Here is a 12719-nt window from a genome sequence, read left to right on the forward strand (position 1 = left end):
AAGGTAAAAACAACATGAAGAAGAATTACTTTCTTACCGGGCTCTTTGCGACTGCAATGACCGGACTAACATTCACAGCAATGATCGGACTGGCATTGACGTCCTGCACAGACGACGAACCGAGCCTCGGTGGAGGCACTGTAGAAAAGGGCGAATATGTTATCGCCTCCTCTGTAACAGCTTCGGGAAATACAACGAACGTCCTGCTTTCTTCCAAGACACTGGATGATGGAACCGTTTCTACCATAAATAATGGTTTGGTGAATGACGGTGCCACGCAATGGGTGTTTTATAAGAACCAATACCTGTATGGCCTGACTTATAATCAGGGAAATGCCGGTACCACCCGTTCGTTCTATATGAGTCCGAGCTATGACATCGTAGCACGTTCGGGCGAATATGCCGTGAAGCGGTTCACTACTTACGGTATCTTTGATAAGTACATCATTACCGCTTCCACCGGCGACGGCTATACCGGATATGCCGACGAAAACGGTTATCTGCCGAAAACATTCTTATTCTCTTACCTGGATGTACCTGCCGAGACTTACACAACCAATAATACGCAGGAAAAGGCATACCTGTCTGAGAACTTCCTGGGGAATGGTGAGTTCGTGACGTTGGCAGGTGTTCTGGAGCACAACAACAAGATTTACAGTGCAGCCGTCCCGATGGGATTGAGCCAGTACGGTTCGGCAACGGAAGGCGGCAAATGGATATTGCCGGGCAACGAAGACCTGGTTAAGACCGAAGACGGCGGTTCGAACAGCAGCAGCTACAAGAAAGGCGAATTGCAATGGACACAATATCCCAATGAATGTTGGGTAGCCATCTTTGACAATGAGAGTTTCACCACGAAGACACTCATCAAGACAGACCGGATCAGCTATGCCTGCGGGCGTAACAAGTCTCAATACTACCAGACCATCTGGGCTGCCGACAACGGCGACGTCTATGTGTTCTCTCCCAGTTATGCCAAGACCATGGACGATGCACGCCAGCAAACCACTTTGCCTGCCGGCGTAGTGCGCATCCCCGGCGGAACACAGGACTTTGACGATTACTATTGTGACCTCGAAGCACAGTCGGGTGGAAAATCATTCCTCCGTTGCTGGCACATTACGGGCGATTACTTCCTGATGTTGATGTACGACCGTCCTTTGACTGAAGAAGATTTTGCTGCCAATCAACTGGCCATCTTCAAGGCGGACAGCAAGAAGCTGACTTATGTGACCGGTCTGCCTTCCGGTGAGTTGATTTCCGGTTTCGGAAACGCTCCTTATGCCGAGAATGGTGTTGTGTATATGACGGTAACGACTACCGATGGCCATCCTGCTATCTACAAGATTGATCCGGCAAGTGCGGTCGCTACCAAGGGACTTACTATAGAAGCTACTCAAGTTAGTGGTGTTGGCAGATTGAGTCCCCGATGAGAAAGATATTCCGTAATATACATTTGTGGCTTTCCATTCCTTTTGGCGTGCTTATCACCCTGATTTGCTTTTCGGGTGCCGCATTGGTCTTTGAAAAGGAAGTAATGGAGTTATGTCATCGCGACCTCTACTTTGTGAAGAAGGTTGAAGCCGCACCTCTGCCCATGGATCAGTTGATGACGAAAGTGGCTGCCACCTTGCCGGACAGTATATCGGTAACGGGCGTCAACATCTCTTCCGATCCCGAAAGGGCCTATCAAGTCACGCTCTCCAAACCCCGCCGTGCGTCTATGTATGTAGACCAGTACACGGGCGAAGTTACGGGGAAGTATGAGCGTGCGCCATTCTTCAACGTCATGTTCAGGATGCACCGCTGGATGCTGGACTCGATGAAACCGGACGGAGGTATCTTCTGGGGTAAAATCATTGTGGGAACCAGTACACTGATGTTTGTATTCGTGCTGATATCGGGCGTAGTCATCTGGTGGCCGCGTACACGCAGGGCATTGAAGAACAGCTTGAAGATAGCGGCAAGCAAAGGATGGCGCCGTTTCTGGTACGACTTGCATGTGGCGGGCGGTATGTATACGCTTGTTTTCCTCCTGGCAATGTCGCTTACGGGATTGACGTGGTCTTTCCAGTGGTATCGGACGGGATTCTATAAAGTATTCGGTGTGGAAATACAACCCGGCACGGGACATGGAAACACAGCCGCCAATGCTACGTCGCAAAGCGGAAGGCAGGACGGCAAACCGGAGGGTAGGGAAGGACGACCCGAAGGCCGTGGCGGACATAGGTATTCTCCTTATGCGAAGTGGGAACAGGTGTATGAACAACTGGCTCAGTCAAATCCGGGTTACAAACAAATCACCGTTTCCGACGGTTCCGCTAGTGTTACCAATAACCATTTCGGCAACACCCGGGGTGCCGACCGCTACAAGTTCAATCCCCGCAGCGGTGAGATAACCGAAACGACTCTATACAAGGACTTAGAGAACACCGGTAAAATCCGTGGTTGGATTTATTCCATACACGTAGGGAGCTGGGGCGGTATGCTGACGCGGATATTGGCTTTCATTGCAGCATTGATAGGTGCAAGTCTTCCGTTAACGGGCTATTACCTGTGGATTCGTAAGAAGATGAAACGTAAACCTGTCTGTTAAATCCCCGTTCTGCTCTCATCAGCGGATTACGAATTCGCTTTCGGAGGGTAAAGGGGGGGATATGTGAAAAACGATAAAGTGTCAGTCCGGCAAAATGATGTCGGACTGACACTTTGCATTTTATGCATAATGAGAATGCGATATTTCCGGCCGATGGCAGGACAGGACGAAAAGAAACGAACGAAAATCAGCATGTCGTTGATTGAAAGTGTAATCCACAAATATATACAACTCTGAAAAAAGAAAAACACATGGTCTGTATGCTGTGAACACATGGTCTGTTCCCCATCTATAGATCGTTTGTTTCCGATATATAGATGGTTTGTGTTGCATCTATAGATCTTTGGTGTCCCATCTATAGATTGTTCGCGTCCCATCTATACTTCTTGTATGAAAGAACTATAGTTCCTTGCATAAGTATTGTATGTATCGTCTGCTTTATGCAGAAACAATGCATTTATATTCTAAAGATTATGCGATTAAATTCTCTTTGAACAGTTTGCAGAGAAGGCTCTGTTGGGAAAAGGAGACTTTTAGTGGCTTTTTGTTCGTTATGGGACGTGATTGATAACTTCTTGTACTGTGAAAAGCTCGGCGGGAAGAAGCGGTTAATCTTCCCCCCGTCATTTTGTACAGACAGAAAATCATTCTGTTTATTTATGTTTTGCCCGGGAATGCCTTTCTTTGTAAAATCGAATAATAAAGCCAAATACTATGAGTAGAAAGCACTTTCTCACAACCGTCCTCTTCCTGCTGACAACCTGCCTGTTGCAAGCCCAGGAAACAGAACGCCAATATCTTTCCGGAACCGGGTTGGGCAATACCGTGACCTGGCAATTCCGCGTCTCCGAAGGCCGTAACAGCGGACATTGGAGCAAAATAGAAGTCCCCTCCCAATGGGAACTGCAAGGCTTCGGCGAATATACCTATGGTCGCTGGTACAAGAAGCCGGGCGTAAAGAATCCCTCGATGGAAGAAGGCACATACAAACGCTCTTTCCGCATACCCCGCAACTGGCAGGGGCGGAACATACGTCTCTGGCTGGATGGCGTCATGACCGATACCGAGGTTTTCGTTAACGGACAGTCGGCCGGACCGGTACACCAGGGCGGTTTCTACCGCTTCTCTTATGATGTGACGGATTTATTGAAATATGGAAGCTCCAACCAGATAGAAGTGCGGGTGAAGAAGCACTCCGACAACCGCACCGTGAACGCTGCCGAACGCAAGGCGGACTGGTGGCTGTTCGGTGGAATCTATCGCCCCGTATGGCTGGAGGCAAAGCCTGCCGTGCACATTGAGCGCCTGGCGGTGGATGCCCGTGCGGATGGAGAATTGAAAGTCGAGGTACATCTGCAAGGCGTCACCGGAGAAGAAAGTCTTTCGATGGAAGTGTCACCTGTATCTGCAAAGGACGCCGAACACCGACCGGTGAAGGTCACCGCCGACTCCGTCCAACTGCTGACCGCCCATTTTGACGGCATCTCTCCCTGGACTCCCGAATCGCCTACGCTCTACCGGCTCACGGTTTCCCTGCTCGGCAAAGCGGGAAATGTCATTCACTCCATGAACACCCGTATCGGCTTCCGTACCATTGATTTCCGTCCCCGCGACGGTCTTTACCTGAATGGTACGAAACTGGTGATGAAAGGTATCAACCGCCACTCTTTCCATCCTGACGGCGGACGAACCACAAATAAAGAACTCAGCATACAGGACGTGAAGCTTATCAAGGAGATGAATATGAACGCCGTCCGCTCCCATTATCCACCCGATACACACTTTCTGGATGCCTGCGACTCCCTCGGCCTGCTCTACATTGACGAACTGGCAGGCTGGCAGAATGCTTACGACACTCCGACGGGCACCTGGCTTGTCCGCGAAATGCTGGAACGTGACGTCAACCATCCCTGCATCGTGCTTTGGAGCAATGGCAACGAAGGCGGATGGAATACCGCCATCGACAGCCTCTTCCGTACATACGATCCCCAGAAACGCCACGTCATCCATCCCTGGGCCGACTTCGATGAACTGGACACGCACCACTATCCCGCCTATCTGACAGGAGTAGCCCGCTTCACCAATGGCTATAAAGTCTTTATGCCTGCCGAATTCATGCACGGCCAGTACGACCAGGGGCATGGTGCCGGACTGGAAGATTTCTGGGCGCGCTATACGGCGCATCCTCTGTTTGCCGGAGGCTTTATGTGGGCATATAGTGATGAGGCTGTGCGCCGTTCGGATCGTGGCGGGGCATTGGACAGTGAGGATTACAATGCGCCGGACGGCATTCTCGGTCCTTTCCGTGAGAAAGAGGGCAGTTACTATTCTGTCCGTGAAGTCTGGTCGCCGATACATGTGGAGCCGTTGATGATTACCCCTTCATTCCGTGGAGATTTCCGGGTGTCGAACAGGTATTTGTTTACCAATCTGGGTGCATGTTCCATGCGTTGGCGGGTGCTTCGTTGTGTGTCGCCGTTAAGTGGAAAGGAAGAAGGGGAGGTTGTGGCTGTGGCCGACGGTGGTGCACAGGCATGGCGCCAGGTGGCGGACAGTGGAAGCGTGCAGTTGCCGTCATTGATACCCGGTGAGACAGGGTTTGCACACATCAGCCTGCCGGACAATTTCTTTAGTGGAGACATTCTGGAACTTGAAGCATACGGGGCGGATGGCGAGAGTGTCTGCACACGTACGTTCCCGATACAAGCTGCGCAGGATTATCTGCAGCGGGAGATGTCGGGACGGGCGAATGAGTATTTGTCCTTACAGGCATCCGGTTCTTCTGCAAGAAAGCTTGCCGCTTCGGAAAACTCCGCTTCCGTTCCTCCTTGCCACATCGAAGAAACTGACACTTCCATCACTCTGTCTTCTTCTGCCGTCACCGTCTCTTTCCGGAAGAGTGATGCCACTATCGCTTCTGTAAAGCGAAACACTGACGGACAGATAATCCCCTTGAAAGACGGTCCCGTGGCTGTTGGAATGAAGATGGTTCTGTCCGGTCTGTCCACCCGTATGGAAAACGGTGCGGCTGTTCTTTGTGCACGGTATCGGGGTGCGGCGGACTCTATAGTCTGGCGTATGTCGCCCGACGGCCTGCTTTCGATGGACGCCGTGTTGCTGAACCGTGCTTCCGGTGGCGGAGGCTTTGACGATGCTTTTACAGATACGGAAGTGTTGAATCTTGGTCTTACGTTCTCTTATCCCGAATCGGAGTGTTCCGGTATGCGCTGGATGGGGCGTGGACCTTATCGTGTCTGGAAGAATCGTATTCCGGGCACAAATTATGGTATCTGGCAGAAAGATTACAATAATACAATTACCGGTGAGAGTACCGACCGTTTGGTTTACCCGGAGTTCAAAGGTTATCATGCCAACTTCTACTGGGCAACTCTGCAAAGTCCCACCTCTCCATTCACCGTCTACGCAGCCAGTGACGGCATCTTCCTGAGAGTATTCACCCCCGAAGAACCCCGTGGACGTCAGGATGGCAAAAACACCATGCCCGACTTCCCCGCCGGAGATATCTCCTTCCTGCTCGAAATTCCTGGCATCCGTTGCTTCAAACCCATCAGCCAGCACGGACCGCAAAGCCAACCGGGAATCATCCGCATCAAGAAGGGAGACGAAGGGATAAGGCTGAATTTAAGGTTTGACTTTAGATAAATGATAGTTTAGCGGCGAAGCCCCTAAACCATCATTTCACTTATCATTTCCGCCAAACCATTCAGGCCTCTTTTCGCTATAAACCGCTATATTTGCCCCAGCTATTAATCTAACTATCTGTTATAAAGAATACCATGAAAAAAGTATTTTATTCCCTTTTCGCTGCCTTGTTGCTGACGTCTTGCGGTTCGGAGAAGCAAACCCCGATAGACCGTGAAGCACTGGTAGCCCGTAACAATCCCCAAGTGTCCGAATTCGACTCGTTGGCTTCCCTCAGTGTCGGTAACGGCGAATTTGCATTTACGGTAGATGCTACCGGTTTGCAGACCTTTCCGGAGATGTATCGCAAAGGTGTCCCCCTGGGCACACAAAGTCAATGGGGCTGGCATAGTTTTGCCAATCCGAAGAACCTGAAACACGAAGAAACCCTGAAAGCATTCAACTTTGGTCGTGGACACGAGGAACTCTATGCCTGCCAGTTCAAAGAACCCGGCCGACAGAAAGAGGCTTCCGACTGGTTCCGCGCGAACCCGCATCGTCTGCATCTGGGCATCATCGGCCTTGAACTGGGCGAAGGAGTGAAAGCCTCCGATATCACGGACATCCGGCAGACGCTGAACATGTGGAAAGGTGAAGTCACCAGCCACTTTACATTGAATGGCAATGCCTACGATGTGCAAACCGTCTGCCATCCCGATAAAGATATGATTTCCGCTTGCATCACCAACCGTGCGCATAGCGGTGTTAATCTGCGTTTCCCTTACCCCACAGGCGGACACGCGGACGATGCCTGCAACTGGGATGCCAATGACCTGCATTCTACGGTCGTTGTTTGCCAGGATGCCCAAAGCGCTGTGCTGAAACGTGTGCTCGATGCCACAACTTATTACGTAACCCTCCGTTGGGAAGGCAAAGCCCATCTGACGGAGAAGTCGAAGAACTATTTCGTGCTGACTCCCGAAGAAGATATGCTGGCAATCTCCTGCCTCTTCACACCGGACTTCGCTGGAACCGTTCTTGAAAGCGAACCTCCTGTATACACCAGTGAGACATTACCTGCTTTCGCAGAAACCGCCGCCGCCAGTGCTTCCTACTGGACGAACTTCTGGAAGAATGGCGCTGCCGTCGACTTCTCCCATTGTACCGACTCCCGTGCCCCGGAACTGGAACGTCGCGTGCTGCTTTCGCAGTATCTCCTTGCCATTCAGTCGGCAGGAAGCGTACCTCCACAGGAAACCGGTCTGACTTATAACTCCTGGTTTGGCAAGTTCCACCTCGAAATGATTTGGTGGCATCAGTCCTGGCAGGCACTTTGGGGACATGAGAATCTGCTGGACCGTACATTGGGCTGGTATGAAACCGTCGAACCCGTAGCTCGTGAAATTGCTCGCCGCCAGGGTTTCCCCGGTGTGCGCTGGATGAAGATGACCGATCCCAGCGGTACGGAAGCTCCCTCGAATGTAGGCTCTTTCCTTATCTGGCAGCAACCGCACTTTATCTATCTGGCAGAACTTGTTTACCGTGCCAATCCTTCGGACGAAGTGATTAAGAAATACAACCGCCTGGTGCAGGAGACCGCCGAGTTTATGTATGCCTTTGCCACATACGATGAGTTCCACGGCCGTTTCATCCTGAAAGGTGCCATTCCGGCGCAGGAAACTTTGCGCGCAGCCACCACCATCAACTCGCCTTTCGAACTTTCTTACTGGCACTACGCCATGCAGACAGCACAGTTGTGGCGTGAGCGTGCCGGAGAGAAGCGTAATCTGGAATGGGACGAAATGATCGACAAGCTCTCTCCGCTTGCCTACAACGAAGATAATCTCTATCTGGCTTCCGAAGATGCCGTAGATACTTACAAGGATATCCGTTTCACCAGCGACCACATGGCCGTACTGGGTTCGGTCGGCATCCTCCCGATGAACAAACTTATCCGTGACGATTATATGAAGAATACCCTGCACTGGATATGGGATAACTGGAACTGGGGTAAAACCTGGGGCTGGGACTATCCGATGACCGCCATGAACGCTGCCCGCCTGGGTGAACCGGAGAAAGCGGTGGGTGCCTTGCTGATGGATAAGCGCACGAATACTTACCTGCTGAACGGACACAATTATCAGGATGGCCGCCTGCGCGTTTACCTGCCCGGTAACGGTGGCTTGCTGACTGCCGTGGCATTGATGTGTGCCGGTTGGGATGGTTGTCAGGTGGAGAATCCGGGCTTCCCGAAAGATGGAACGTGGGATGTTCGTTGGGAAGGGCTGAAACCAATGCCGTAAAAGGTGTTTTTACGATAGGCGAAGTGGTTCATTACCGGAGCAGTTATGAATATATTTTAGACACGGATTACACGGATTACACTGTTGTTTTTATATACTGCAACAGTGTAATCCGTGTAATCCGTGTCTAAAATCTCATTTATCATTTGCTTCTTTTCTGCACCGCAATGAACTAATCCCAGCAATCTGTCCTTCATATCTTTCTTATTAATCTTATTCCTTTAAGATATCATGAGATACTCTTTTCTTTATACCCTCTTTTCCTTACTGCCCGTTCTTGCCAGTGCGCAGTATACCACCGGCAATAAACCTCAAGGTGCAGGAGACCGTATCGAGTCGACCTCCTTCAACGATCATAAGCGTGGCACTGCCCGCAAACTTCAATACCATCCCGATGGTGAAGATTTTGTTCGGGTGAACGGTGAAAACCGTTATACACGTGCTCTGTATGGCAGCCACACCGCTTTTCGTCTGGAAACGAGCGACCGTCCTGTCTTTGCTGTCTACGATAAGCGCAACAGCAAGAACATCAGCTTCCGCCTTCAATTGCCGGATGGCTCGGTGCTTCCGTTGGAAGAAACCGACTGGTGTGAGTCCCGTTATACTCCCGGCCGTCGTTCCTATCGCTTGAAGCATCCCGGTTGGGGAGCGAATGCGGAGTTACAAATCTCCGCCTTGGCTTTGTCCGATGAAGATGCCGCTATCTGGAAAGTTACGCCTGTCGATATGCCCGAAGGTGCTGTACTACGTGCTTTGTTAAGCGAAATCCGCCTTTCAAGACTAAGCCGCAACGGTGATATGGGGGCCGATCCTCCACGGTGCTTCGATGCGCCCGAACATCCCGAACATTTGCAGACTGTAGATGTAGCACTCGCCTCCTCTCTATCTCAGACTTCCCGTCCTGCATCTTCCGGACAGGGAACCTCTTTCTATATCCTCGTCCGTGACTATTCTTTAGTCATTCCCTCGCAGGAAGAAGGGGCTACCCTTTACGACAAGTCCGAGCAAGCCCGTGCCGAACTTGCCGCACGCATCAGGATAACCACTCCCGATCCCTTTTTCAATACTCTTGGCGGTGCTCTTGCCGTGGCTGCCGATGGCATTTGGGATGGCGAAGTATGGTTGCACGGTGCCATTGGCTGGCGTATGCCTCTCAGCGGTTGGCGTGCGGCGTATACCGGCGATGTCCTCGGCTGGCACGACCGCGCACGTACGCATTTCGATGCTTATGCTGCCAGTCAGGTCACTGATGTGCCGAACACTATTCCGCATCCCGCTCAAGACTCCGCGCTTGCTCTGGCCCGTTCCGTGAAGAAGTGGGGGACGCCGCAATATAGTAATGGCTATATCTGCCGTAATCCCCGCCGCAACGATCAGATGCATCATTATGATATGAACCTTTGTTATATCGACGAACTTCTGTGGCACTTCAACTGGACGGGAGATCTGGACTATGCCCGCCGTATGTGGCCTGTCCTTACCCGCCATCTTGCCTGGGAAAAGCTCAACTATGATCCTGACAATGACGGCCTTTATGATGCATACGCCTGCATCTGGGCGAGCGATGCCCTCTATTATAATAGCGGTGCCGTCACTCATTCCTCGGCTTATAATTATCGTGCCAACCGTCTTGCGGCCATGATTGCCGGGAAAATAGGAGAAGATGCCACGCCTTACCTTGCGGAAGCGGATAAGATATTGAAAGCTCTGAACGCCCGTCTCTGGATGCCCGAACGTGGACATTGGGCCGAATTCCAGGATTTCATGGGGCATAAGCGTCTGCATACTAGTCCGGGTGTCTGGACCATTTATCATGCGCTCGATAGCGATATTGCCGACCCTTTCCAGGCTTATCTCGCCACCAGCTATGTGGATCGTGAGATTCCCCATATCCCTGTCCGTGGCGAAGGGCTGGAGGATGAAGGTTATGCCACTATTTCCACTACCAACTGGCTGCCTTATTCCTGGAGTATCAATAACGTCGCTTTTGCTGAAGTGATGCATACCGCCCTTGCCTATTTCCAGGCAGGACGTGCCGAGGCAGGCTTTAAGCTGTTGAAAAGTTCAGTGCTGGATGGCATGTATCTGGGTGAAAGTCCGGGTAACTTCGGGCAAGTCAGCTTCTACGATGCCGCCCGTGGCGAGTGTTATCGTGACTTCGGCGACCCTATCGGCGTAGCTTCCCGCGTATTGATACAGGGACTTTACGGTATTCTTCCCGATGCCATGAACGGACGGTTACTGGTGAAACCCGGTTTTCCGTCTGCCTGGGCATTTGCATCCCTGCACACGCCGGATATTGACTTTGACTACATAAATGAAGAATCTTCATTTATCATCTCCCACCGCCTGCCTGCTGTTCACACTTTGGAACTCCAGTTCCCTGCACAGCGCTCGAAAGTGGCAAGGCTGACTGTTAACGGAACTCCTGTTACCTGGAAGTTGGTGGAGAACTCAATAAGCCGTCCGGTGCTTTCCGTTGTCGTGCCCGCTTCTGCCGGTGAAAAGATGGAAATCAAGATTGAATGGGGTGGGGAAGAACTCACTACACCTACGGTAGCCCAGATAGAAAACCTGTCTGCCGAAGCGCCCGTTGGTTTTGTCCCGATGCAGCAGGGTGACATGAAATGGTGGTATCCGGTAGAGAAGCCGCAAGCGAAAGAGGACAGTAATCTTGCACAGTTCTCAGCCTTTGCTAATGTCAATCCCGCTAAATGTGAGATTGTGGTGATGGATGCGCAATTCAACTCTTCGGTAACGGATATCTTCCGCAATGAGTACCTTTCGCCCCGTTCTCCTTATACCACTTTGCAACTGCCGAAGCAAGGTATAGGTGAGTGGTGTCATCCTTTGCATACGGTAGATATCGATGATTCCGGTTTACGTTCTTCCATCCGGAAAGGTGTGCTGGACACTAAACTGGGAGTTCCTTTCCGTACGCCTGCCGAAGGTCGGAACATTGCTTTCACTTCTTTGTGGGATAATTATCCTGATAACTTGACTGTTTCTCTCAAGGGAAAAGCGTCTCGCGCTTATTTGCTTATGGCGGGCAGCACCAATCATATGCAGTGTCATATTGATAATGGCCTTATCCGTGTGTACTACAAAGACGGTACTTGCGATGTCATGCCTCTGCGCAACCCGGACAATTGGCCTCCTATTGAGCATCTTTTCTTTGAGGATGGTCTGGCGTTTAACCGTCATGCCCCGGCTCTCTATCGCCTGCGTCTTAAAACCGGTGAAATCAGTAATAACTTTGGTGAAGAATTGGGCTTCCCCGGCGCTTCCCGTGAGTTGGACGGTGGCGCTGCCGTATTGCTCGAAATGCCTCTGAATCCTGATAAGAAGCTTTCGCGTCTTGTTCTTGAAACCCTTTCCAATGATGTGGTAATCGGATTGATGAGCATTACGCTGCAACGATAGAAATGTTTTTTGCAGGAGCAGTTATGAATCTTTTTACCACAGAGGACACAGTGTCTCACAGGGTTTAATCAATTTGAAATCAAAAGAATAGAACTCCGTGATACTCTGTGTTACTCTGTGGTGAAAACTCATTACTTTTTCAGTAACGAATTAACCTCACCCTTACATTTATTTAGTGGGCTGATTATCAGTATTTCATATCTGCACGGTCTTATACCAATGCTTTCACAAAGCACCATACAAAATATCCGCAAACCACCACCTTGAACACCGTTCCTACTAAAAAGCCTATCAGTGCCCCCATGCCCGATTTTAAAGCTTCCCTTGCACTCCTGTCTCCCAGCAGTTCCCCGATGAAGGCGCCTCCGAATGGTCCGATGATGATTCCCCACGGGCTGAAAAAGACGATGCCGACAATTGAACCTATCAGACATCCCCAACTGCCCCATTTAGTCCCTCCGCTGTATTTACTTCCTATGATGGGAGTGAAATAGTCCAGCACTTGTACAACTACCACCAAAAGTAGCCAGATCACTAATTGGGATGTTGAAAACTGCACTTTGTCCGTGATGTGGAGCAATAGTAAGCCTGCATAGGAAATGGGGGGCCCGGGAATCATTGGAACAATGCATCCCAGCAAACCTATGATGAGGCATATTCGGGTCAGTCCGAAAACCCTGTGGGTATGTTATGTTAATAAGCGAAAGTGAATTATCTTTGCGGTTATATTTAAACAACAACAATCCAATGAATTC

Annotated in this window: 7 protein-coding genes; 5 read left to right on the forward strand and 2 right to left on the reverse strand. The window is 50.7% G+C overall.

The genetic code is table 11. The features are described 5' to 3' along the window. The first annotated feature begins 14 nt into the window (after nucleotides 1-14). The 4 genes from BUC01_RS19080 to BUC01_RS19095 all read left to right on the forward strand — a co-directional run bounded on the left by BUC01_RS19080 (nucleotide 15) and on the right by BUC01_RS19095 (nucleotide 8541). On the forward strand, nucleotides 15-1433 hold the full coding sequence (locus BUC01_RS19080) for a DUF4374 domain-containing protein (RefSeq protein WP_025832161.1): 1419 nt from the start codon (nucleotides 15-17) through the stop codon (nucleotides 1431-1433). Then, nucleotides 1430-2596, forward strand: coding sequence for a PepSY-associated TM helix domain-containing protein (locus BUC01_RS19085; RefSeq protein ID WP_073314532.1), 1167 nt, complete (start codon nucleotides 1430-1432; stop codon nucleotides 2594-2596). Before BUC01_RS19080 ends, BUC01_RS19085 begins: the two co-directional genes overlap by 4 nt. A 714-nt stretch (nucleotides 2597-3310) precedes the next feature. Next, nucleotides 3311-6259, forward strand: a complete 2949-nt coding sequence (locus BUC01_RS19090; RefSeq protein WP_025832157.1) for a glycoside hydrolase family 2 protein — start codon at nucleotides 3311-3313, stop codon at nucleotides 6257-6259. Between the two features lie 134 nt (nucleotides 6260-6393). Further along, nucleotides 6394-8541 carry a hypothetical protein gene (locus BUC01_RS19095; RefSeq protein ID WP_025832155.1) on the forward strand — a complete coding sequence of 716 codons (2148 nt, stop codon included), beginning with the start codon at nucleotides 6394-6396 and terminating at the stop codon, nucleotides 8539-8541. A gap of 56 nt (nucleotides 8542-8597) precedes the next feature. On the opposite strand, the gene BUC01_RS25580 is transcribed toward BUC01_RS19095, so the two are convergent. Next, nucleotides 8598-8738 carry a hypothetical protein gene (locus BUC01_RS25580; protein WP_159106506.1) on the reverse strand — a complete coding sequence of 47 codons (141 nt, stop codon included), beginning with the start codon at nucleotides 8736-8738 and terminating at the stop codon, nucleotides 8598-8600. Between the two features lie 34 nt (nucleotides 8739-8772). Between BUC01_RS25580 and BUC01_RS19100 the strand changes: the two genes are divergently transcribed. Continuing rightward, complete coding sequence (locus tag BUC01_RS19100; protein WP_073314534.1) at nucleotides 8773-11964, forward strand: DUF4450 domain-containing protein; 3192 nt, start codon at nucleotides 8773-8775, stop codon at nucleotides 11962-11964. Between the two features lie 211 nt (nucleotides 11965-12175). On the opposite strand, the gene BUC01_RS19105 is transcribed toward BUC01_RS19100, so the two are convergent. Then, a complete protein-coding gene (locus tag BUC01_RS19105; RefSeq protein WP_073314536.1) occupies nucleotides 12176-12631 on the reverse strand; it encodes a DUF456 domain-containing protein in 456 nt (151 codons plus the stop codon). Nucleotides 12632-12719 lie beyond the last annotated feature (88 nt).

Source organism: Bacteroides stercorirosoris (genome assembly GCF_900142015.1).
In the GTDB taxonomy this organism is placed as follows: domain Bacteria; phylum Bacteroidota; class Bacteroidia; order Bacteroidales; family Bacteroidaceae; genus Bacteroides; species Bacteroides stercorirosoris.